Annotated in this window: 18 protein-coding genes and 1 other RNA gene; 10 read left to right on the top strand and 9 right to left on the bottom strand. The window is 51.1% G+C overall.

What is annotated here, in order from left to right:
- Positions 1-37 precede the first annotated feature (37 nt).
- The 3 genes from GZ59_RS13255 to ppsR all read right to left on the bottom strand — a co-directional run bounded on the left by GZ59_RS13255 (position 38) and on the right by ppsR (position 4,291).
- On the bottom strand, positions 38-1,738 hold the full coding sequence (locus GZ59_RS13255; protein WP_226302298.1) for a glycoside hydrolase family 13 protein: 1,701 nt from the start codon (positions 1,736-1,738) through the stop codon (positions 38-40).
- Between the two features lie 480 nt (positions 1,739-2,218).
- Positions 2,219-3,265, bottom strand: coding sequence for a 3-deoxy-7-phosphoheptulonate synthase (locus GZ59_RS13250; protein WP_039292381.1), 1,047 nt, complete (start codon positions 3,263-3,265; stop codon positions 2,219-2,221).
- A 204-nt stretch (positions 3,266-3,469) separates the two neighbouring features.
- Positions 3,470-4,291, bottom strand: coding sequence for a posphoenolpyruvate synthetase regulatory kinase/phosphorylase PpsR (ppsR, locus tag GZ59_RS13245; protein WP_011093423.1), 822 nt, complete (start codon positions 4,289-4,291; stop codon positions 3,470-3,472).
- A gap of 300 nt (positions 4,292-4,591) precedes the next feature.
- Here ppsR and ppsA point away from each other — a divergent pair, with 300 nt between their 5' ends.
- Positions 4,592-6,970 (top strand): phosphoenolpyruvate synthase, encoded by a 2,379-nt coding sequence (gene ppsA / locus GZ59_RS13240; RefSeq protein ID WP_011093424.1) that lies wholly within the window; start codon positions 4,592-4,594, stop codon positions 6,968-6,970.
- A 286-nt stretch (positions 6,971-7,256) separates the two neighbouring features.
- On the opposite strand, the gene apbE is transcribed toward ppsA, so the two are convergent.
- From apbE to ydiK, 3 genes are all read right to left on the bottom strand, one after another.
- The gene (gene apbE / locus GZ59_RS13235; RefSeq protein WP_011093425.1) at positions 7,257-8,303 is read right to left on the bottom strand and encodes an FAD:protein FMN transferase ApbE; all 1,047 of its coding nucleotides are present in this window, start codon (positions 8,301-8,303) and stop codon (positions 7,257-7,259) included.
- Between the two features lie 91 nt (positions 8,304-8,394).
- Positions 8,395-8,506: antisense sRNA RprA (gene rprA / locus GZ59_RS23000), an RNA gene on the bottom strand.
- 296 nt (positions 8,507-8,802) lie between these two features.
- Positions 8,803-9,915 carry an AI-2E family transporter YdiK gene (gene ydiK / locus GZ59_RS13230; RefSeq protein WP_011093426.1) on the bottom strand — a complete coding sequence of 371 codons (1,113 nt, stop codon included), beginning with the start codon at positions 9,913-9,915 and terminating at the stop codon, positions 8,803-8,805.
- A 407-nt stretch (positions 9,916-10,322) separates the two neighbouring features.
- Here ydiK and ydiJ point away from each other — a divergent pair, with 407 nt between their 5' ends.
- Both ydiJ and GZ59_RS13220 read left to right on the top strand, forming a co-directional pair.
- Positions 10,323-13,376, top strand: a complete 3,054-nt coding sequence (gene ydiJ, locus GZ59_RS13225) for a D-2-hydroxyglutarate dehydrogenase YdiJ (RefSeq protein WP_039292378.1) — start codon at positions 10,323-10,325, stop codon at positions 13,374-13,376.
- Positions 13,376-13,792 (top strand): hotdog fold thioesterase, encoded by a 417-nt coding sequence (locus tag GZ59_RS13220; RefSeq protein WP_011093428.1) that lies wholly within the window; start codon positions 13,376-13,378, stop codon positions 13,790-13,792. The genes ydiJ and GZ59_RS13220 overlap by 1 nt, the downstream gene beginning before the upstream one ends.
- A 63-nt stretch (positions 13,793-13,855) precedes the next feature.
- On the opposite strand, the gene GZ59_RS13215 is transcribed toward GZ59_RS13220, so the two are convergent.
- Complete coding sequence (locus tag GZ59_RS13215; protein ID WP_011093429.1) at positions 13,856-14,257, bottom strand: hypothetical protein; 402 nt, start codon at positions 14,255-14,257, stop codon at positions 13,856-13,858.
- A 426-nt stretch (positions 14,258-14,683) separates the two neighbouring features.
- Here GZ59_RS13215 and sufA point away from each other — a divergent pair, with 426 nt between their 5' ends.
- The 7 genes from sufA to GZ59_RS13180 all read left to right on the top strand — a co-directional run bounded on the left by sufA (position 14,684) and on the right by GZ59_RS13180 (position 21,817).
- Entirely contained in the window at positions 14,684-15,055 is a 372-nt protein-coding gene (sufA, locus tag GZ59_RS13210) for a Fe-S cluster assembly scaffold SufA (protein ID WP_011093430.1), read from the top strand.
- A gap of 13 nt (positions 15,056-15,068) precedes the next feature.
- Complete coding sequence (gene sufB / locus GZ59_RS13205; RefSeq protein WP_011093431.1) at positions 15,069-16,568, top strand: Fe-S cluster assembly protein SufB; 1,500 nt, start codon at positions 15,069-15,071, stop codon at positions 16,566-16,568.
- A gap of 97 nt (positions 16,569-16,665) precedes the next feature.
- The gene (gene sufC, locus GZ59_RS13200; RefSeq protein ID WP_005970394.1) at positions 16,666-17,412 is read left to right on the top strand and encodes a Fe-S cluster assembly ATPase SufC; all 747 of its coding nucleotides are present in this window, start codon (positions 16,666-16,668) and stop codon (positions 17,410-17,412) included.
- Entirely contained in the window at positions 17,387-18,733 is a 1,347-nt protein-coding gene (sufD, locus tag GZ59_RS13195; RefSeq protein WP_039292376.1) for a Fe-S cluster assembly protein SufD, read from the top strand. Before sufC ends, sufD begins: the two co-directional genes overlap by 26 nt.
- On the top strand, positions 18,733-19,956 hold the full coding sequence (gene sufS, locus GZ59_RS13190) for a cysteine desulfurase SufS (RefSeq protein WP_011093433.1): 1,224 nt from the start codon (positions 18,733-18,735) through the stop codon (positions 19,954-19,956). The genes sufD and sufS overlap by 1 nt, the downstream gene beginning before the upstream one ends.
- Before the next feature lie 33 nt (positions 19,957-19,989).
- Positions 19,990-20,406 carry a cysteine desulfuration protein SufE gene (sufE, locus tag GZ59_RS13185; RefSeq protein WP_011093434.1) on the top strand — a complete coding sequence of 139 codons (417 nt, stop codon included), beginning with the start codon at positions 19,990-19,992 and terminating at the stop codon, positions 20,404-20,406.
- Between the two features lie 388 nt (positions 20,407-20,794).
- A complete protein-coding gene (locus GZ59_RS13180) occupies positions 20,795-21,817 on the top strand; it encodes a L,D-transpeptidase family protein (protein ID WP_011093435.1) in 1,023 nt (340 codons plus the stop codon).
- Positions 21,818-22,008: 191 nt separating this feature from the next.
- Here GZ59_RS13180 and GZ59_RS13175 read toward each other — a convergent pair whose 3' ends face one another.
- Together GZ59_RS13175 and pykF are read right to left on the bottom strand one after the other, a co-directional pair.
- Complete coding sequence (locus GZ59_RS13175) at positions 22,009-22,245, bottom strand: major outer membrane lipoprotein (RefSeq protein WP_005970385.1); 237 nt, start codon at positions 22,243-22,245, stop codon at positions 22,009-22,011.
- A 313-nt stretch (positions 22,246-22,558) separates the two neighbouring features.
- Positions 22,559-23,971 carry a pyruvate kinase PykF gene (gene pykF / locus GZ59_RS13170; RefSeq protein WP_011093436.1) on the bottom strand — a complete coding sequence of 471 codons (1,413 nt, stop codon included), beginning with the start codon at positions 23,969-23,971 and terminating at the stop codon, positions 22,559-22,561.
- Between the last annotated feature and the right edge of the window lie 20 nt (positions 23,972-23,991).

Below are 23,991 nucleotides of genomic sequence, written 5' to 3'. Positions count from 1 at the left end.
CGCCCGCTCGCCGGGGTGCGACGTGCGGGCGTACCGATTAGTTCAACTGATAAATCCCAGATTGCCACGGCTGTAATTCAAGCGTCGTCGCGTTTGGTTCTACTTTGTCTTTTTGCCCGCTTTCAAGTAAAGACTGTTTGATGGAAAGTGTTTTCGGCAGAACGTAATGCACGGGTTTCTCTTTAAAGTTCACCACAACCAGATAACGTTGCTGGTTGAGTTCACGAGTATAAGCAAGTACCTCGTTATTATTCGGGTCGAGATCCTGATAAGTTCCGTACGTGAACGCTGGCGTAGCATGCCGTAATGCGATCAGTTGACGATAGAAATGGAAGATGGAGTCTGGGTTTTGCGTTTGCTCCTCTGCATTGATGTTCTTATAGTTGGGGTTAATACGGAACCAGGGAGTACCTGTAGTAAAGCCTGCCTGTGCCGTATTGCTCCATTGGAACGGTGTGCGACTGTTATCGCGGCTGGTTTGTTTCACGTTTTCCAGGAAGACATCAGGTTTCACTTTTCCTGTCTCTACAAAGTCCTGCCAGAAGCCTTTAACTTCAATGTCATCAAATTCAGACAAGGACGTAAACGGGTAGTTGGTCATGCCCAATTCGTCTCCTTGATAAATAAACGGAGTTGCGCGCTGCGTTAACGCCAACGTCGCCAGTGCTTTAGCGGAACGGGTGCGCCACTCGGGGCGATCGTCACCGAAGTGTGATACCGCACGCGGGTTGTCATGGTTGCTCAGGAAGAAGGTATTCCAGCCATGTTGCCCGGCCATATCAACCAGTCGATTGTTGATCTGACGGAACTGGGACAGCGTCCAGTCATTCCGCCGCCATCTTTCCTCTACGGCGCGATCGAGACGGATAAGATCGAATGAAAAGGCCATATCGAGCTCTTTACGGCGCTGATCGATAAACGGGGCCGCTTCCTCCAGCGGTACACCGAAAATTTCACCTGCGGAAACGACATCGTATTTTGTCAGCACCTTTTGGTGCATTTCCTGAATGTAACGATGCAGATTAGGGCCCTGCGTGTAGGTGTAGGCAAAGTTTTGCAGTTGCTTTGGCGTCAGGTCGGGGAAAGCCGGGTTCTTGGAAAAGGTTGCGACGGTATCCATACGCAGCCCAGATACCCCTTTATCAATCCAGAAACGCAGCATGTCGTACACTTCTTCACGTACTTTGGGATTATCCCAATTCAGATCGGGCTGCTGTACGCCAAAATAGTGCAGATAATATTGCTGTGTTGCGTTATCTTTCTGCCAGGCGGAACCGCCGAAGAAGGAGGGATAATTATTAGGTGGTGTGCCATCTTTGCCATCGCGCCAAATATAATAGTCGCGATAAGGATTATCTTTTGATTTTTTACTTTCAACAAACCATTCATGCTCATCGCTGGTGTGATTAACGACAACATCTATCATTAATCGCATATCACGCTTTTTCATTTCTGCAATGAGTCGGTCGAAGTCATCCATTGTGCCATATTCTTTCATTATCTTGCGATAATCACGAATATCGTAGCCATTATCGGTATTCGGCGAATCATAATGGGGGTTAATCCAGATGGCATTAATACCGAGCGCTTTTAAATAATCGAGCTTTTCAGTCAGCCCTTTCAGATCGCCAATCCCGTCACCGTCACTGTCTTTAAATGATCGGGGATAAACCTGATAGAATACGGCTTCTTTCCACCACACTGGATGCGCAGAAACGCCATCATTAACGGCTACCATCGCCTGTGTATCTTGCTGATTATGATCTGTTGCCGCGTAATTAACGGCTGAAAATGATAATCCTGCCGCCAGCATTGCGCTGAGCGTAATTCGAGTAGTTAGTATCGTCATAGTAAGTAAACCACATATTCAATAATTATAATTTGGCTGAGTGAAAACAGCCATGCCATATCACCAGTAGGCTGCTGTACAGAAATAAGAATAGCCTTGTCGTGCATGGATAAATATAAATAATGAATCCTATTCTGGATTCTATTAATAACTTTACTCGGTGGTTTTATATGGTCAACTTATAGTTGCCCGGGGGACACTACGTCCGCACGTTATTTTTCTGCGAAAAAATAAGCGTGAAAACTAATATCACCATATTATTCATTAGATAAAAGAGGGAGGGAAGGTTATTACGTCGCGAAATCGTCGGAACGAATGACATACTCTAAATCTCCCCAGTGGCGGTGAACCACTGGGGAGTGATTAGGCCTAGAATCGGCTATCGACAGCGCTTGCCAGACGTGCCAGCAGCGTTTCGGTGTCCTGCCAGCTTAAGCAAGGATCGGTAATGGATTGCCCATACGTTAGCGCCAGCGGGTTGATGGCCGGCTGACTCCCTTCGATTAAGAAACTTTCCGCCATGATCCCCGCGATGGCGCGTGAACCAGCGCGAATTTGCTGGCAGATATCATCGGCAACATCGAGCTGGCGACGGTGCTGTTTCTGACAGTTGGCATGACTGAAATCGATCACCAGATGTTCGGGCAGAGAAAACTCGCTGAGATGCGCACAGGCAGCGGCAATATCTTCCGCGTGATAGTTCGGCTTTTTCCCGCCGCGCATAATAATGTGGCCAAACGGGTTGCCCTGCGTTTTGTAAACCGACATGAAACCTTGTTTATCCGGCGAGAGAAACATGTGCTGAGCGCGTGCGGCACGGATCGCATCGACGGCGATGCGTGTATTGCCATCCGTCCCGTTTTTGAAACCGACAGGGCAGGATAGCGCAGAGGCCATTTCACGGTGGATTTGGCTTTCGGTGGTTCTCGCACCAATCGCGCCCCAGCTAATCAAATCGGCGATATATTGGCCGGTGACCATATCGAGGAATTCCGTTGCGGTCGGCAATCCAAGTTGATTGACGTCCAGCAACAGGCGACGAGCAATCTCCAGCCCTTCGTTCACCTGAAACGAGCCATTGAGTGCAGGATCGGAGATAAGCCCCTTCCAACCCACCACCGTGCGCGGTTTTTCAAAATAAGTGCGCATGACAATTTCCAGTCGATCCTGATACTGCGTGCGTAGCACTGCCAGACGGCGCGCATAGTCCAAGGCGCTGTCGGTGTCATGGATCGAGCATGGGCCAATCACAACGAGTAAACGGGGATCGTGGCCGGTGAGAATGGCTTCAATTTTCTTGCGTGAGGAGGTGACATTTTCGGCAACGTCAGGGGTAATCGGGAGTCTGGCAAGTAGCGTTTGGGGCGTAACCAGACTCTCGATGCGCGCGCTCCGCAGTTCATCTGTTTGTAGCATGTTTTGTCTCTGAATACGGTCAAGTCGAAAACCTGTCTTTGCCGAAAAAACGTTGAGCTGAAAGTGTTTCAGACCCTGTTTTCAAGCGATGTTTTCAACTAAAGGGTTGCTTCGCAGCGGCGAAATGCCGGGAAGTGATGGAGCACACAATAAACGAAATGGCGCACATTACAACCGCATCAGGACAAAAAAATACACCATGTACTAGTACATCCTTCGACTCATGCCGAGAATGTCGATGATTTTGGCGGAGATTTCCTCGACGGAATAATTGGTGGTATTGAGATATTTAATCTGATGTTTGCGAAACAGCGCTTCGACTTCGTTAAGTTCCATACGGCACTGGCGCAGAGAAGCATAGCGACTATTGCCTCGTCGCTCTTCCCGAATTGCCGCTAGCCGTTCGGCATCAATAGTGAGCCCGAATAGCTTGTGCTGGAAAGGTTTCAGCGCATCCGGTAGGCGCAGGTTGTCCATATCATCGGCAATGAAAGGGTAGTTGGCAGCGCGAATACCGAACTGCATCGCCAGATACAGGCTGGTCGGTGTTTTGCCACAGCGTGACACACCCAGCAGAATAACCTGAGCCTGATCGAGATTGCGCAGCGAGATGCCGTCATCGTGCGCCAGCGTATAGTCGATAGCCGCGATACGGGCGTCGTATTTGCCCAGATTATTGGCTGTCAAACCGTGAGTGCGGTTGGCAACCGGCGTAGGAGGGATATTCAATTCTTCCTGCAAAGGCGCAACCAGCGCTTGTACGATATCCTGGCAAAACCCGTCGCTGCTGGTAATAATATTACGAACGGTCGGTGTCACGATGGAGTAAAACACCAGCGGCCGCACACCAGTTTGCTGATACAACGTATTGATTTGTTCACACACGGCTTTAGCGCGAACTTCACTTTCAACGAAAGGTAAGGTATAGCTAACTGTGTTCACGGGGAACTGAGACAGCACCGCATGGCCCAGTACTTCTGCCGTAATAGCCGTACCGTCCGAGACATAAAATACGCTTCTTTCCACATAACCCCCTGGTGATATTTTCGACAGCTCAAATACGTTAACTTCGTCAAAAATTGCGTTTCAATAACACTTTTATTAAAACGCCATTTCATTATCTTCATGATAAAGAATACTAATCTTCTACGATATTGGATTTTTACCGCGTTAAGCAATCATTCGCCATGAAATCAGTTTTTTTTCATAGGTTGATCGATTCACCTGTCCATGTTCATCAAAACGCTATGCTAACCTGATTGTGTTGAGGCGATTCTCAACCGAACTCTTTCATACCCTAATTGTATGCAGAAAGGATTATTTTCGATGTCCAATAACGGCCCTGATTTGCGTAATGTCCTTTGGTATAACCAGCTCGGTATGCACGACGTTGAAAGGGTGGGAGGCAAAAATGCCTCTCTGGGTGAAATGATCACCAACCTTTCAGATTTAGGTGTAGCCGTTCCCAACGGTTTTGCGACAACGGCGCAGGCGTTTAATGATTTTCTTAATCAAAGCGGGATTAACCAGCGCATTTATGAGCTGCTCGATCGTACCGATATTGACGATCTGAGCCAATTGACCCGCGCCGGTGCGCAGATTCGCCAGTGGATTATTGATACGCCGTTCCAGCCAGAACTGGAGCAGGCGATCGGTGATGCTTATCAGCAACTGGCCGATGGCGAAAAAGAGGCCTCGTTTGCCGTGCGTTCTTCCGCCACCGCGGAAGATATGCCAGATGCGTCTTTTGCTGGCCAACAGGAAACCTTCCTGAACGTGCAAGGCATTGATGCGGTGATGGTCGCGGTGAAGCACGTATTTGCATCGCTGTTCAACGATCGCGCTATTTCCTATCGCGTGCATCAGGGGTATGACCACCGTGGCGTGGCGCTGTCGGCAGGTGTACAGCGTATGGTGCGCTCCGATCTGGCCTCGGCGGGCGTGATGTTTACCATTGATACCGAATCCGGTTTTGATCAGGTGGTGTTCATTACTTCGGCTTACGGTTTGGGCGAAATGGTGGTGCAGGGGGCGGTGAACCCAGATGAGTTCTATGTTCACAAGCCGACCTTGCAGAGCAACAAGCCTGCTATTGTGCGCCGTAATATGGGATCGAAAAAAATCCGTATGGTGTATGCCGCGAGCCAGGAACATGGCAAGCAAGTGCGGATTGAAGATGTACCGGCAGAACAAACAGCGCGTTTTAGCCTGACGGATGATGAAGTGCAGGCGCTGGCGCGTCAGGCTCTGCTGATTGAGAAACACTACGGTCGCCCGATGGACATCGAATGGGCGAAAGATGGTCATACTGGCAAACTCTATATCGTGCAGGCACGTCCGGAAACGGTACGTTCCAACGGTCAGGTTATGGAGCGTTATCATCTACCTGCCAGCGGTACGGTGCTGGTGGAAGGCCGTGCGATCGGCCACCGCATCGGTGCGGGCGAAGTGAAAGTGATTCAGGACATCAGCGAGATGCACCTGATCAACGCGGGTGATGTGCTGGTGACCGACATGACCGATCCAGATTGGGAACCGATCATGAAGAAAGCGGCTGCGATTGTTACCAATCGCGGCGGACGTACCTGCCACGCAGCGATTATCGCGCGCGAGCTGGGCATTCCGGCTGTTGTGGGTTGTGGCGATGCGACCGAGCGTTTGCGCAAGGGGCAGAAAGTAACCGTGTCCTGTGCGGAAGGCGACACGGGTTATGTGTATCAGGATCTGCTGGACTTCTCCGTGAAGAGTTCACAGATTGACGAAATGCCCGCATTGCCGCTGAAAATCATGATGAACGTAGGCAACCCTGATCGTGCGTTTGATTTTGCCTGCCTGCCGAACGATGGCGTCGGTCTGGCGCGTCTGGAATTCATCATCAACCGTATGATTGGCGTGCACCCGCGTGCGCTGTTGGAATTCGACCAGCAGGCCCCAGAATTGCAACGCGAGATTAAAACGCTGATGCAGGGTTATGACGATCCGGTGGAATTCTACGTGGGTCGTCTGACGGAAGGAATTGCGACGCTGGCAGCGGCATTCTCGCCGAAGCGCGTCATCGTCCGTCTGTCCGATTTTAAATCGAACGAATACGCCAATCTGGTCGGCGGCGAGCGCTATGAGCCGAAAGAGGAAAACCCGATGCTGGGCTTCCGTGGTGCAGGTCGCTATGTATCACCAGACTTCAAAGCCTGTTTTGCGCTGGAATGTGAAGCGGTTAAACGCGTGCGCAACGTGATGGGTCTGAAGAATGTAGAAATCATGATCCCGTTCGTTCGTACCGTGGCGCAAGCGGAAGCGGTCATTGCTGAGCTGGCGAATCAGGGGCTGCGCCGTGGCGAGGATGGCCTGAAAATCATCATGATGTGTGAAATTCCGTCCAACGCGCTGTTGGCTGATGAATTCCTGCAACACTTTGATGGCTTCTCCATCGGTTCAAACGACATGACGCAGCTGGCGCTGGGTCTGGATCGCGACTCCGGTGTGGTATCAGCGCTGTTTGACGAACGCAACGATGCGGTGAAAGCGCTGCTGTCGATGGCGATTAAAGCCGCTAAGAAGCAGGGTAAATACGTCGGTATTTGCGGGCAGGGCCCATCAGACCATGAAGATTTCGCGATCTGGCTGATGGAACAGGGTATCGATAGCCTGTCACTCAACCCAGACACCGTGGTGCAAACCTGGCTGAATCTGGCTGAGCACAAGTAATCAGTACGGTGAATGCCTGATATATAATCATCAGGCATCAGGTAACTGAAACAGTATTCACAGAATGAAAACGGTGGTAATGGAATAGAAGAGTAAAGCGTTTGCGCCATGGACAAAAGCGTCAAGAACACTTTTGAACGTCGCTTGCGACGGCCCTGAAAGGGTGAATCTCAGGGATGAGATTCATATCTGCGCAATCCGAGCGTACAGGGACGTATTCACAGCGTCTTTACGATCTATCCATTACCACCGCTTGACCGCCGCTGATGGCAAGCCGTGCTGAAAATCACGGTGCTGAAATCAGGAATGATTTAAACTGCGGTGTCATTACCGTACTAAAACCCTTATCCGTTTTGGTTATCAGATAAACCGCCAGCCCTTGCTGCTCCGCCAACTTCAACGCTTTCTCCGTTCCCAACACCATCAAACCCGTATCCCAGCCATCCGCTTCCAGCGCAGTCGGAGCAATCACGGTGGCAGAAACCAACTGATGAGTAATCGGCCTGCCCGTTTCGGGATCGATAACGTGAGAATAGCGCTTGCTGTCCTCCTCAAAATAATTTCGGTAGCTGCCGGACGTACTAATCGCGTAACCCTGCAAATTCACAGCCGCCTGCGCTGCATTTTCCTGATCGGTTGGCTTCTGAATCGCCACACGCCATGGCGTTCCTTCGGCATTTATGCCACGGCTAGAAATCGCACCGCCGACGGAAACCAGATAATTAGTGATCCCTTTACGCGTCATCAACTGCGCGAGAATGTCTGCGCCGTAACCTTCACCCAGTGTGGAAAGATCGACGTACAAATCCGGGAGATCTTTCTGAATCCATTCTCCTTTTTCGTCACCGATCAGTTTCAGGTGGCGCAGCCCGACGTTTTGCCGTGCTAAATCGATCTGCTGTTGGCTGGGAATGCGTGTCGGCTGCTTCTGCGGGCCGAACCCCCAGAGGTTAACCAACGGGCCGACGGTGATATCCATCGCGCCGTGAGTGGCTTTACCGATACGCAGTGCGGCTAGAATAATATCGGCCATGCCATTGCTGATAGGCTGCGGGTCCGTTCCCCGATACTGATTAAAGCGAGATAGGACGGAATCGTCACGGTAGGTAGAAATGTCGTTATTGGCTTGCTCCAACAGAGCATCAATTTCCCGTTGCAGCTGTGTTTTATCTTCGGTGACGTCGCCGCTAATTTTTACGCTGTAGAACGTCCCCATTGTTTTGCCTTCAATTGTCAACAAAGGGCGCTGTGCTGAAGGTGTCGGATTATCGCAGGCTGTCAGAAGACTGAATAAGCCACAGAGTAGTAATCTCTTCGCGGCGAGAGGCGTCATGAAAAACTCCTGAAAAAGCTGAACCGAGGGTGGCAGACAGGAGAGTAGCAAAAAAGGAATGCAGCGTAATTGAATGGAAGAGAAATGAAAGGAAAAAAAAGGCCCATCTCAGGGGATGGGCAAAGACTACACACAGCAATTCGTTACTAGCTCTGACGAGGAGGAAACCTCATTGACAAACAGTAGGTTAATACTAGCTCCGTTATTAATCCTATGGATTATGCCCGACTCAGTCATTAAGAATCATCCTAATAGTTAATTATCTTTTAAGGATTGGCCTCTCAGAGTTTTTATATTGTCAATAATATTGATGCATTAGAGAAATGATACCAAAATTTTTAAGAGTAATCCCTAAGAATAGAGGCTTAATCATTAGCTATTTTTACCTATTGAGTCATGAGAAAAAAATACTCACGAAGACGCGATCCTGAAAGAAGGGAATGCGAGGGAAATGCGTGAGCGGCGCACCGCTCACGGAAAGACAAGGGGAGATTTACCGCTATGACTCTTTATTCGGTGTCTTGGTCGTATTAACAGAGAGGAGGTTCTGCGGTTCGGGAATTTCGCGCATCCAGGCAAACAGCAGACGATAGGAAACGGCGAGGACGACCGGGCCAATAAACAGCCCAATCATGCCAAACGCCAGCAATCCGCCAATCACGCCGGAAAGAATCAGTAGCATAGGAAGATCGGCACCCATTCTGATTAGCATTGGACGAATCACGTTATCAATCGTTCCAACGACGCAACTCCAGACCAGCAGGATGGTGCCCCAGGTATTATCACCCGTCCAATACAGCCAGATAATGGCCGGAATAAGTACCAGAAGTGGCCCCAACTGCGCCAGACAACACAGAAACATCAGAACGGTTAGTAGTGTGGTGTAGGGGATTCCAGATAGGCCCAGACCGATCCCGCCCAACACCGACTGCACGATGGCCGTTACCACCACGCCCAGTGCAACGGCACGAATCGATTGTGCAGCCAGAATCACGGCAGCATCGCCGCGCTCCCGCCCCAACCGGATAGCGAAATGTCGCACGGCTTTCGCAACGGCCTCACCTTTGTAATACAGCAGAGCACTGAAGATAAGCATGAGGGAGCAGTGCATCAGAAAGCGCCCGACATGGGCAGCCTGTGCCACCAGCCAGGTCGCAGTTTTACCAAAATAGGGCTGCACTTTGGCGAACAGACCGCTGCCACCGCTTTGCAATAGTGCCTGCCAGCTGTTGAACAACTTCTCCCCGACTAAGGGGATTGACGTCAGCCATTCCAGTGTTGGTGGTGAAAGGTTTTCCTGTCTGGATCCCCAACTCATTAGTGCCGAGCTGTTATCGATCACACTACTGACGAGGACGGCAATCGGCACAACAAATAGCAGAATAAGCAGAAGCGTCATGACGAGTACCGCCAGAGAGCGTCGCCCCCATAATAGCGCCTGAAATTTAATCAGCATTGGCCAGGTGGCAATGACCACCATGCATGCCCAGGCGAATCCTAGAATAAAAGGCTGCACCACCCAAAAACAGGCAATAATCATGATGGTAATAAACACCAGACTGAACAGGATTCTGGCCAGGTCAAATCGTGGTGGTTGAGAATATTTGCTCAACGAATCGTTCCTTAATAGAAAAAGAAAAGGCTGAAGGCGAGGTGGTTTAGGTAAACGGATCTCATCACAAGTCATCATGAGATATTTCCGGGTGTTTTGACAGCCTGTTGAACATTTTGTTGGTGAAACAGCCGTTAGCCAACACGCTGTATGTTTTTGCCGTTCTGGGAGCGCACACGATTGCGAAATGTGATAAAACGTGATGTCCCCGATGAAAGGGCGGCTATATATACAAATGCTAGTCACTTAAGCATGGCTTTAGGGGAAACACGGTGATGAGGTCCCCGTAGGGATGCCTCACACCGTGGTCGCCACGGTATCTCTATCCTTAAGCGAATATACCCCTCTTCACAGGCATATCACGACATATTGGCAAACACATCATGTACGGACAGGGTCAAAAAATAATGATCCCACAGATCACGCAATCTCCCGGGCTGGTCCAGCCGGTGCTTAATTTTCTGGAAGCATTGAAGAAAAACGGATTCACGGGCGATACGGCGACTGATTATGCCGATCGTCTGACGATGGCGACGGATAACAGTATCTATCAACTCTTGCCGGATGCGGTGGTCTTCCCCCGTTCAACCGCCGATGTCGCGATCCTATCGCGACTGGCGGGTGAGGCGCGCTTTTCAGGGCTAACCTTTACCCCACGCGGTGGCGGGACAGGAACGAACGGGCAGGCGCTGAATCGCGGCATCGTGGTCGATATGTCGCGTTATATGAACCGCATTCTTGAGATCAATCCTGAGCAAGGCTGGGTGCGCGTCGAGGCTGGCGTTATTAAAGACCAGCTCAACCAGTATCTTAAGTCTTATGGCTATTTCTTCGCGCCTGAGCTGTCGACCAGTAACCGTGCGACGCTGGGCGGCATGATCAATACCGATGCGTCAGGGCAAGGCTCGCTGGTGTACGGTAAAACCTCAGACCATGTGCTGGGGCTACGTGCAGTACTGCTGGGCGGCGAGATGCTGGATACGCAGGCAATGCCAGTAGAACTGGCAGAGCAACTGGCGGAAGAAGATTCATCTATCGGCCGTATTTACCACACGGTGCTGCACCGCTGTCGTGAACAACGCGCGTTGATTATCGACAAGTTCCCCAAGTTGAACCGCTTTCTGACCGGTTATGACCTGCGCCATGTGTTCAGCGACGATCTCCGCACCTTTGACCTGACGCGTATTCTGACTGGGGCTGAAGGCACGCTGGCTTTTATCACTGAAGCGAAGCTCGATATCACGCCGTTGCCGAAGAGCCGTCGTCTGGTGAATATCAAGTACGACTCCTTTAATTCCGCGTTGCGCAATGCGCCGTTTATGGTGGAAGCGAAAGCGTTATCCGTCGAAACGGTGGATTCCAAAGTCTTAAACCTTGCCCGTGAAGATATCGTGTGGCATTCCGTCAGTGAACTGATTACCGATGTACCTAATCAGGAAATGCTTGGCCTAAATATCGTTGAGTTCGCCGGTGACGATGAAGCACTCATCAACGGGCAGGTTGAGTCGCTATGTCAACGGCTGGACACGCTGCTGGCTACTGGGGAAGGCGGGATAATTGGCTATCAAACCTGTAACGACCTTACCGGAATCGAACGTATTTACGCCATGCGTAAGAAAGCCGTCGGGCTGCTGGGCAACAGTAAGGGGCTGGCCAAGCCCATCCCGTTTGCGGAAGATACCTGCGTGCCGCCACAACATCTGGCGGATTACATCGAAGAGTTCCGCGCGCTGCTGGACAGCCACAATCTGACGTATGGCATGTTTGGTCATGTGGATGCAGGAGTACTGCACGTTCGCCCCGCGCTGGACATGTGTGACCCGCAACAGGAAATGCTGATGAAACAGCTTTCCGATCAGATTGTCGCGCTGACCGCCAAATACGGTGGCCTGCTGTGGGGCGAACACGGTAAAGGCTTCCGCGCCGAATACAGTCCCGAATTCTTTGGGCCGGAACTGTATGCCGAGCTGCGTCGCATCAAGGCGGCGTTTGACCCTGATAACCGACTTAATCCTAGGAAGATTTGTGCGCCGCTCGATGTCGACGCACCGATGATGAAAGTTGATGCAGTCAAGCGCGGCACGTTCGACCGTACGATCCCGCTGACGGTGCGTACTGCGTTCCGTGGTGCGATGGAATGTAACGGCAACGGATTGTGCTTCAATTTTGATGCCCGTAGCCCAATGTGTCCGTCGATGAAAATCAGCGGAAACCGTATTCATTCCCCGAAAGGCCGCGCGACGCTGGTGCGTGAATGGTTACGTCTGCTGGCGGAGCAGGGCGTCGATCCGGTTGTATTGGAGAACGCCTTACCGCAGCAGAAATTGAGCCTGCGCGCCTTTATCCAGAAAACCCGCAATACCTGGCAGGCGAAGCAAGGCGATTACGACTTCTCGCATGAAGTTAAAGAGGCGATGTCAGGCTGTCTGGCGTGTAAAGCTTGCTCAACGCAGTGCCCGATCAAGATCGACGTGCCCGGTTTCCGTTCCCGCTTCCTACAGCTTTATCACACGCGCTACCTGCGCCCGGTTCGTGACTATCTGGTGGCCGGCGTCGAAAGCTATGCGCCGCTGATGGCGCGGAGTCCGAAGACGTTTAACTTCTTCCTGAAAATGCCGTTGCTGAATAACCTGAGCCGCAGCCAGATCGGCATGGTTGATTTGCCCTTGCTGTCATCGCCGTCGCTTCGTCAGCAGTTTGCCGGGCATAGCGGAGTCAACACCACGCTTGAACAGTTGGAACAGCTATCGGAACAGGCGCGCCAGCAGTACGTGTTAATCGTGCAGGATCCATTCACCAGCTATTATGATGCGCAGGTGGTGGCGGATTTCGTTCATCTGATCGAAAAACTGAAGCTGAAACCGGTGCTATTGCCGTTCTCGCCGAACGGGAAGGCGCAGCACATTAAAGGCTTCTTACAGCGCTTTGCTAAAACGGCGTCGAAGACGGCAGATTTCCTGAATCGCGTTGCCAAGTTGGGGATGCCGATGGTGGGTGTCGATCCGGCACTGGTGCTTTGCTACCGCGATGAATACCGTGAAATTCTGGGTGAGAAGCGTGGTGATTTCCAGGTGCAATTGGTGCATGAATGGCTGGTGACAGCGTTGGCAGACAGCACGCCTCAGTCTTCCACTGGCGAGTCCTGGTATTTGCTCGGCCACTGTACCGAAACGACCGCGCTGCCGATCAGCACTAAGCAGTGGGCCGATATCTTCTCGCGCTTTGGCGCAAAACTGGAGAATGTCAGCGTTGGGTGTTGCGGTATGGCGGGAACCTACGGTCATGAAGCCAAAAACCTTGCCAACTCGCAGGGAATCTATGCGCTATCCTGGCAACAGGTGTTGCAGAAGTTGCCGCAGAAACGCTGTCTGACTACCGGCTATTCGTGCCGTAGTCAGGTAAAACGGATGGAAGGCAGTGCATTACGCCATCCGCTACAGGCCCTACTGGAGATTCTCTGATGCTATGGAAACGACAGGCTACGCTTGAACAGCTTAATCAACAGAGCCAAGCGTGTATGGTTGGTCATGTCGGTATTCGTTATACCTGCCTTGCGGAGGATTATCTGGAAGCGGTGATGCCAGTGGATTCACGCACGCGGCAGCCATTTGGCTTACTGCACGGCGGCGCTTCCGTCGTGCTGGCGGAATCGCTGGGTTCCGTCGCGGGCTATCTGTGTTCTGAGGGCGATCAGCAGGTGGTGGGGCTGGAAATCAATGCCAATCACCTGCGTGCCGTGCGTGAAGGTGAAGTGCGGGGAGTATGCCGTGCGCTTCACGTTGGCCGCCGTAGCCAGGTGTGGCAGATTGAGATTTTTGATAATCAGAATCGCCTGTGCTGCATTTCGCGTCTGACGACGTCGGTGATTACGCCGTAAGCATGAAACGCTGAACCAGACTGCTGGTGGGTCTGGTTCAGTTGTTGGTAAATCGATAGTTCTTCAGGGGAGAAAAGGCACGCGCTTAACGAAATCCGACTGAAACGCGGTCGCTTTATCCCATGAGCCTTGCATGCTTAACTGATGGCAAATCGACTTCAGCGTGTTACGGGCAAAGTAGTAGCTTTGCACCCGAAAGAGGTGGCAACGTCCTTCATTATTGATCTCTTTAATCAACCGATTGTGCAACTTGACCAGCGCATGTAAATAACTGTCGTCATCGCCATTTCTCAGACAGAGTTCAACCATGTCCATACAGGCGTTATGAAAGCGACGTAAATGATCAATATTGCTTCCCGGGCGGTTCAGACGGGCTTCCGCCATATAGAAATCAACAGTGGCATCGCGAATCTGAAATTTATATTCGTCAATCTGGTGGTGCAGCCAGGCATTCATGGAAAGCATGGTTATCGATCCTGAATATGAAATGATAATCATTATCATATTAATAAAAAAGGCCATGATCAATGGGCAAAACGTGCTTTAACATCAAAAGTATGATCGGAAATCACATAAATCTTCATATACCTTCCCTGTTTTATAAATAGGTATCACCGATAAATGTTATAATAATGATAACGAGATGATATTTTTTATTCGACTGCAAGAGCCATGGTTGGTGAAGGTAATTTCTTTATTATCAATCTCTTAATTGGGTTGTTGCCACGTTGTTTGGCGTACTTAAGACGTGTAAAATGATGCTATTGGATCGCTAAAAAAACAAATGTTACGAATAGCCCTGCGAAACAAGAGGTTGAAGCTAGTTTCATAATCACTAACATTAGGGGAAACCAGCCTAAAACTGGTACCACACGCAATGAGGTATTCCATATGCAAGCGGAAAATGTAGGGACATTTTCACTGGATGAAAATGTCTGGCAGGGACTGACGCTAACCGATAGCGCCGTGAAGCAGATTAAGAATCTGATGACGCAGGATGAAGCCGTGCAAGGGCTGCGGCTTGGCGTTAAACAATCAGGCTGTGCTGGGTTTGGCTATGTGCTGGATCTGGTGCAGGAGTTTGAAACCGACGATCTGATATTCGAACGTGATGGCGCAAAACTGTATGTCCCACTGAAAGCGATGCCTTTCATTGACGGCACAGAACTTGATTTCGTCCGTGAAGGGCTGAATCAGATATTCAAGTTTAATAATCCCAGAGCGCAGCATGCTTGTGGATGTGGCGAAAGCTTTGGCATTTAAGTGATGAAAAATTATGGCACGTAGCACGGTAGATGTACCTGATGATGTCCAGATCTGGATGGGTGATGGACGCTATAAAGAAGGTTTCTTCACGCAGTTGGAAACCGATGAGCTGGCGCACGGCATCAACGAAGATGTCGTACGGGCGATCTCGGCGAAGCGTAATGAACCTGAGTGGATGCTGGAATTCCGTCTTAACGCTTACAAAGCGTGGCTGGAGATGGAAGAGCCGCATTGGCTGAAAGCCCATTACGAGAAACTCGACTATCAGGACTATAGCTATTATTCCGCGCCTTCTTGCGGTAACTGCGACGACAGCTGTGGCTCTGAGCCCGGTGCCAAGCAGCAATCCGGGATTACGGACGTGAATAATTACCTGACCAGCGAAGTAGAGAATGCCTTTAATCAACTGGGCGTTCCCGTCCGTGAAGGTCAGAAAGTCGCGGTCGATGCTATTTTCGACTCGGTATCCGTTGCGACCACGTATCGGCATGAGCTGGCTGAAAAAGGCATTATCTTCTGTTCATTCAGCGAGGCGATTCAGGAACATCCCGATCTGGTGCGTCAGTATCTCGGCACGGTCGTACCGGCGAACGACAACTTCTTTGCGGCGCTGAACTCGGCAGTCGCTTCCGACGGCACGTTTGTGTACATCCCGAAAGGCGTGCGCTGCCCGATGGAACTGTCGACGTATTTCCGTATCAATGCGGCAAAAACCGGTCAGTTCGAGCGTACGATTCTGATCGCCGATGACGACAGCTACGTCAGCTACATTGAGGGCTGCTCCGCACCTGTTCGTGACACCTACCAGCTGCACGCCGCAGTGGTGGAAGTGATCATCAACAAGAATGCCGAAGTGAAATATTCCACGGTGCAGAACTGGTTCTCCGGTAAAGATGACACAGAAGGTGGCATTCTGAACTTCGTAACCAAGCGCGCGCTGTGTGCGGGTGATCATTCAAAAATGTCATGGACACAGTCGGAAACCGGTTCGGCGATCACCTGGAAATACCCAAGCGTCATTCTGCGCGGTGACTACTCCGTGGGTGAATTCTTCTCTGTTGCCTTGACCAACGGTCGTCAGCAGGCCGATACCGGCACCAAGATGATTCACATCGGTAAAAACACCCGTTCGACCATCATCTCCAAAGGCATTTCTGCCGGGCGTAGCGAGAACACCTACCGCGGTCTGGTGAAGATTATGCCGAGCGCGACCAACGCCCGTAACTTTACCCAATGTGACTCCATGCTAATCGGCAGCGAGTGCGGCGCGCACACCTTCCCGTACGTGGAAGTGCGCAACAATACTGCGCAGTTGGAGCATGAAGCGACGACCTCGAAAATCGGCGATGATCAGTTGTTCTACTGTCTGCAACGCGGTATCAGCGAAGATGACGCTATTTCGATGATCGTGAACGGATTCTGTAAGGACGTCTTCTCTGAATTGCCGCTGGAATTCGCGGTAGAAGCACAAAAGTTACTGGCGATTAGCCTGGAACACAGCGTGGGTTAATTCGGCGGTTATCGGGATTTTCACAGACGAATAATGAGAATCATCGGTCCCGGAATTCATTAAGCGCTCGCCATATTGAGCGTTGGAAGGAATAAGCATGTTAAGCATCGAAAATTTAAAAGTCAGCGTAGAAGGCAAAGAGATCATCAAAGGGCTTAATCTCACTATTAAGCCGGGTGAAGTTCACGCGATTATGGGCCCGAATGGCTCAGGGAAAAGTACGCTCTCCGCGACGCTGGCTGGACGCGAAGAATATGAAGTCACCGACGGCTCGGTGAGCTTCAAAGGAAAAGATTTACTGGAGCTGTCTCCAGAAGATCGCGCAGGTGAAGGCGTCTTCATGGCGTTTCAGTATCCGGTAGAGATCCCCGGCGTGAGCAACCAGTTCTTCCTGCAAACTTCTGTTAACGCAGTGCGTAAATACCGCGAACAGGAACCGCTGGATCGCTTTGACTTCGCTGACTTTATCGAAGAAAAGATCAAACTGCTGAATATGCCGGAAGATTTGTTGACCCGCTCGGTCAACGTGGGCTTCTCCGGCGGCGAGAAGAAGCGTAACGACATTTTGCAAATGGCGGCGCTGGAGCCGGATCTGTGCATTCTGGATGAAACTGACTCCGGGCTGGACATTGACGCACTGAAAATCGTCTCTAACGGCGTGAACTCCCTGCGCGACGGCAAACGTTCGTTCATCATTGTCACGCACTACCAGCGTATTCTTGATTACATCAAACCGGACCACGTACACGTTCTGTATCAAGGGCGCATTGTTAAATCCGGTGATTTCTCGCTGGTGAAACAGTTGGAGGAGCAAGGCTATGGCTGGCTTACCGACGAGCAATAATGTGACGAGCGATAACGTGGCGGGTAAAACCAGCATCGCACAGAAACAAGAGCAGGCGCTGCAACAATGGCATGGCCTGTTTGAACGCGATGCGTCGCGTCGTTCTGAAGACGCAAACCAACACTGGCAGGACGTCGTACGTCTTGGCTTACCGCATCGTAAGCATGAGCACTGGAAATACACGCCGCTCGATGTCTTGCTGAGTAATGAATTTGTCGCACCGCAGGCACCGTCTATCGATCGTGCGGCGGTAGATGCACTGGCATTCGCGGTGGATAGCTGGCGTCTGGTGTTCATCGATGGCGTGTTCAACGCTGAACTCAGCGACAGCGCCTGGGGACCGTATCAGGTTAACGTACAGGCGTCGCATGCGCATGGTGTGCTGCCTACGGCGATTCAGTCAGAAGTGTTCCTGCATCTGACCGAAAGTCTGGCGAGTACGAGTACGTTGATTCGTTTGGCTGCCGGGCAGCAAGCGGAAAAACCGCTTTATCTGCTGCACATCAGCAGCAGCCAGGCTGCGGCGTTGAACACGGTTCACCATCGTCACCATCTGAACGTTGAACGTAGCGCAAGCGCGGAAATCATCGAGCACTACGTCAGCCTGGATGAACATGCGCACTTTACTGGTGCACGCCTGACGGTGAATGCAGCGGAAAATAGCCAGGTTAGCCACTATAAGCTGGCATTTGAAGCGGCGGCGAGCTACCACTTCGCGCACAACGATCTGGTTCTGGCACGCGATGCTCGGGTTCGCAGCCATAGCTTCCTGCTGGGAGCCGGGCTGACGCGTCACCACACCAGTGCTCAGTTGAACGGCGAAGGGACGAATCTGTCCATGAACAGCCTGATTTTGCCTGTCGGCAGCGAAGTGTGTGATACGCGAACGTATCTGGAACACAATCAGGGCAACGGCGAAAGTCGTCAGTTGCATAAAGTCATCGTCAACGATCGCGCCCGAGCGGTATTTAACGGCATGATCAAGGTTGCGCCGCATGCGCTGAAAACCGACGGACAGATGACCAATAACAACCTGCTGCTGGGTCGACTGGCCGAGGTAGACACCAAGCCGCAGTTGGAAATCTATGCGGATGACGTGAAATGCAGCCACGGCGCGACCATTGGCCGTATGGACGAAGAACAGCTGTTCTATCTGCGTTCTCGCGGTATTACGCAGCAGGATGCACAACAGATGATCATCTTCGCCTTCGCAGCGGAAGTCACAGAAGCGATTGAAAACGAGTCTCTGCGAGATGCGGTTCTGGAACGTATCGCGCAGCGTTTGCCCAACGCGTTGGCGAATGCCGGCAAGGCGGTATGATGAGTTATCCTATTGAGCGAGTTCGTGCTGATTTCCCGTTGCTGGCAAGCGAGGTTAACGGCCAACCGTTAGCCTATCTGGATAGTGCCGCGAGTGCGCAAAAGCCGCATTCGGTTATCGATCGTGAAGCTGAATTCTATCGCCATGAATACGCCGCTGTGCATCGCGGCATTCATACGCTGAGCGCACAGGCGACCAGTGCGATGGAAGCTGTACGCGAGAAGGTGGCATCTTTTATCAATGCCGCTTCAGCGGAAGAGATTGTCTTTGTACGTGGGACGACGGAGGCCATCAATCTGGTGGCCAACAGCTATGGTCGCACCTTCATCCAGCCGGGCGATAACCTGATCATCACCGAGATGGAGCACCACGCGAATATTGTTCCCTGGCAGATGCTGGCGGAAGCGCATGGCGTTGAAGTTCGTGTATTGCCGCTAGCTGAAGATGGCTCGCTGGATGTGGCACAGCTTCCCGTACTGTTGGATGAACGCACTCGTCTGCTGGCGGTGACGCAGATATCCAACGTATTGGGCACGCTGAACCCAGTGAAAGCGATGATTGCGCAGGCAAAAGCGGCGGGTGCTGTTGTGTTGATCGATGGTGCACAGTCGATTATGCATCAGCCTGTCGATGTGCAGGATCTGGATTGCGATTTCTTTGTCTTTTCAGGACATAAGATCTACGGCCCTTCAGGCATTGGTGTGCTGTATGGCAAACGTGACCTGCTTCAAGCCATGCCACCGTGGGAAGGCGGCGGGGCGATGATTCGTCAGGTCAGCCTGCGTACGGGCATCACCTATGCTGATTCACCGTGGCGCTTTGAAGCTGGATCGCCTAACACGGGCGGTATTATGGGCTTAGGTGCCGCACTGGATTATGTGACGGCACTGGGACGTGAAGATATTCAGCGTTATGAATCTTCGCTGATGCAGTACGCGCTTGAAGCGTTAACGCAGGTTCCCGATCTGACCTTGTACGGTCCTGCTGAACGTCACGGTGTTATTGCGTTTAACCTTGGGCAGCACCACGCCTATGATGTGGGAAGTTTCCTCGATCGGTACGGTATTGCGATTCGCACCGGCCACCATTGCGCGATGCCGCTGATGGAACACTATGGTGTTCCCAGTATGTGCCGCGCCTCGCTGGCCGTTTATACTACGCGCGAAGAAATTGACCGGCTAGTTGCCGGATTGCAACGTATCCATCGATTGCTGGGCAGTTAAGCGCCGCGCGCGAACCTGTTCGGGGAGGAAACCATGGCGAGTCTGCCAGAACCGCAGAAGCTGGCGCGCAATTTTGCGCGCTGTAATGACTGGGAAGAAAAATATCTGTATGTCATCGAGTTAGGGGAGCGTCTTGACCCACTGCCCGATGAGTGGCGTAATCCTGAGAACCTAATTTCGGGCTGCCAGAGTCAGGTGTGGATTGTGACACAGCCTGATGAGCAGGGCGTGCTAATTCTGCACGGCGACAGCGATGCTGCCATTGTGAAAGGCCTGATCGCGGTCGTTTTCAGCCTGTATCAGGGGCTAACAGCGCAGGAGATTGTTGAGCTGGATGTGCGGCCGTTCTTTGAATCGCTGGCGTTGAACCAACATCTAACACCATCTCGCTCTCAGGGGCTTGAGGCAATGCTGCGTGCGATTCGTGCGCATGCCGCGGCACTGCTTTAATTTTCTTCCCTGTTTTCTCTGCTTCTCTGAGTATAAAAAAGCGCTGTGACGGAAAAAACGTCCAGCGCTTTTTTGTTTTTTTCATTTACTGATTTTTACCAACGGCACGTTATTGTTTTTCGGTTCATTTATTAACTCGCTGATATTTCAGAATTCGTCCCGTATATTTATTCCCCATTAAATTTTATGCTGACTCTGTTTTGTAAAGAATTGAATATCAATGCTTTGATTTTTAAATCAAATATTCTTTTGTTACAACAATGCTAATATATACCCACGTTCGGTGGAAAGTGGCACCAATAGCCGCATTGACACCAGATCAAGAGGTATAGCCGGATACTGCATTCTGGGTACACAGCCAGATGTTATTGATTGTAGGGAACCTAATATGAAACGCGCGTTAACTTTACTTGGTATGGCCTTCGCAGCATACCTGGCCAGCACCGCCGCTAGAGCGACGGAATATCCGCTACCGCCACCCAATAGTCGCCTTATCGGCGAGAACATCGCTTATACCGTTCCTAATGACGGTCGTCCGCTGGAAGCCATCGCGGCAGATTTCAAGATTGGTTTACTGGGCATGCTGGAAGCAAATCCTGGCGCGGATCCTTACCTGCCGACACCGGGTTCGACTCTCACGATCCCGACGCAAATGCTGCTGCCGGACACCCCGCGTGAAGGCATCGTGGTCAATCTGGCGGAATTACGCCTCTACTACTACCCGAAAGGGAAAAACACCGTCATCGTTTACCCGATCGGCATTGGTCAACTGGGGCGCAATACGCCACTGATGACGACCAGCGTGAGCGAGAAACGTGAGAATCCAACCTGGACGCCAACGGCGAACATCCGTAAGCATTATCTCGAAGAGCAGGGCATTAAGCTGCCTGCGGTCGTTCCTGCTGGCCCGGATAACCCGATGGGGCTACATGCGTTGCGCCTGTCAGCACATGGCGGCGTTTATCTGCTGCATGGTACGAACGCGGACTTCGGTATCGGCATGCGCGTAAGCTCCGGCTGTATCCGTCTGCGCCCAGATGACATCAAGGCGTTGTTCGACAACGTGCCAGTAGGTACGCGTGTACAGATTCTTAATGATGCGATTAAAACCTCCGTTGAACCGGACGGTAAACGCTACGTTGAAGTGCATCAGCCTTTGTCGAAGACCGATAAGGACGATCCACAAACCATGAAGATTCCGTTGACGGTGAAGACGCAGAAGTTTGTTAAGGAGGCGGAGACGGACAGTAAAGCCGTTGCTGATGCGATTGTGCGTCGTTCCGGCATGCCGATTGTGGTGAGCGTGGGGCAAGATATCAATACCTACCAGCCACCGGTAGAATCGTCTCCAGAAGCGCCTGAAACCCATCAGGTTGCGCCAATCACTTCTATTAATACTACCTCGCGTTAATTATGAAATAAACTGGCCTGGTGCGTCTTAGACGCATCTGTGCTGGTTCAGAGATCGGGCAGAAGAGTAGATACGTAAGGTAACGTGGAAAAGGGATGAAAGCGAAGGTCGATGGAACAGAACTGCTGACAGAAAAAAGGCAAAAAAAATGGCGCACACTGTGCGCCATTTTCACTACTTAACCAGCTCGATTACTTTTTGTAAGTACGAACTTGGTTGTCCAGACGCTGGTTAGCACGAGCTGCGTCATCTTTAGCAGCCTGTACGTCAGAGCGGATTGCGTTCACGTCGTTGCTCAGTTGGTCAACTTTAGCGTTCAGAGTTTGAACGTCAGAAGACAGCTGATCGATTTTAGCATTGCTTGAACAACCAGCAAGCAGAGTAGAACCCAGGATTACCGCGCCCAGTACCAGTTTAGTACGATTCATTATTAATACCCTCTAGATTGAGTTAATCTCCATGTAGCGTTACAAGTATTACACAAACTTTTTTCTAATGAGAATAAATTTTTGATGAGAACATGCTTAATTTCGATCGTTCGCTCAAAGAAACAGCGAGTTTTACCTATTAATTAAAAAAGTAAGGAAAACAGCGCTATTTTTATCGGATAACTCTGAGGCTTTGGCTATTAAAAAGGCGTGTTACGCAAACGCATTAATTAGGTTATCGCACTGTAGAAAGTCGTTTCAGAATATAAAAAAAGCGCCATTAAGGCGCTTTTTACCGATCTGATGGTTAGGATCAGAGACGATGTACGGAAGCAGTGTTGGTTGTGCCGCTGGAAACCAGTGCACCAGATACCATCACCACAACATCACCAGCTTGCGCATGACCGGTCTTCAGCGCGGCTTCTTTACCAATGCGGTAGAAATCATCAGTAGAGGCGATTTCCTTCACCAGCAGCGTATCAATGCCTTTGCTCAGCAGAAGCTGGCGCGCGGTGACTTCGTTAGTCGTCAGCGCCAGAATGCGCGCATTCGGGAAGTATTTACGGATCGATTTGGCTGACTTGCCGCCGCTGGTCGCAACCACAATCAGCGGTGCATCCAGTTTTTCTGCGGTTTCTACTGCACCACGGCAGACGGCTTCAGTGATACGCAGTATTCCTGGTGTCTTGATGGTATCCAGACGGCTTTTCATCACGGAATCGGTGCGCTGACAGATCGTCGCCATAATGGTAACGGATTCCAGCGGGTATTTACCTTTCGCACTTTCGCCAGACAGCATAACGGCATCGGTACCGTCGATGATGGCGTTAGCCACGTCGCCAGCTTCAGCACGGGTAGGACGTGGGTTTTTGATCATTGAATCCAGCATTTGCGTTGCGGTGATCACCACTTTGCGAGCCAGGTTACATTTTTCGATCATCATTTTCTGTGCGAAGATCACTTCTTCAACTGGGATCTCAACGCCCAGGTCGCCACGAGCAACCATGATGCCGTCAGACGCTTCCAGAATTTCGTCGAAATTGTTCAGACCTTCCTGATTTTCGATTTTGGAAATGATCTGGATGTGCTCGCCACCGTGTGCTTTCAGGTGAGCGCGAATTTCTTCAACGTCGGAACGTTTACGAATAAAGGAAGCTGCGACGAAATCGACACCTTGTTCGCAACCGAAAATCAGGTCGCGTTTGTCTTTTTCAGCCAGAGCAGGTAACTGGATGGAAACGCCTGGCAGGTTAACGCCTTTATTCTCGCCCAGATCGCCATTGTTCAGCACCTTACAAACGACGTCGTTACCGCTGACCGCTGTAACCTGCATACCGATCAAACCGTCATCAACCAGAACGGTGTTACCGACGCTGAGGTCTTCGGTGAATCCAGCATAAGTGACTGCGACACGATCTTTGTTACCCACGATGCTCTGATCGGTGGTGAACGTGAACGTTTGACCGGCGGTCAACGTTACGTCAGCGCCGTTTTCCAGCTTCATGGTGCGGATTTCTGGGCCTTTGGTGTCAAGCAGGATCGCCGCTTGCTGACCGGTTTTTTCCATGACGGCACGCAGGTTCTTGATGCGTTGGCCATGTTCTACGTAATCCCCGTGAGAGAAGTTCAGGCGCATAACATTCATGCCGGCAGACAGCAGGTTGCCAAGCATTTCTTCTGACTCTGTTTTCGGCCCGATGGTACAAACAATTTTTGTCTTTTTCATAAGATAGTTTCTACAAGTTG

The sequence above is a fragment of the Pectobacterium atrosepticum genome (genome assembly GCF_000740965.1).
Classification (GTDB): domain Bacteria; phylum Pseudomonadota; class Gammaproteobacteria; order Enterobacterales; family Enterobacteriaceae; genus Pectobacterium; species Pectobacterium atrosepticum.
Note: the sequence above shows the minus strand (reverse complement) of the source record. Positions and strands in the feature narration are given on the sequence as shown.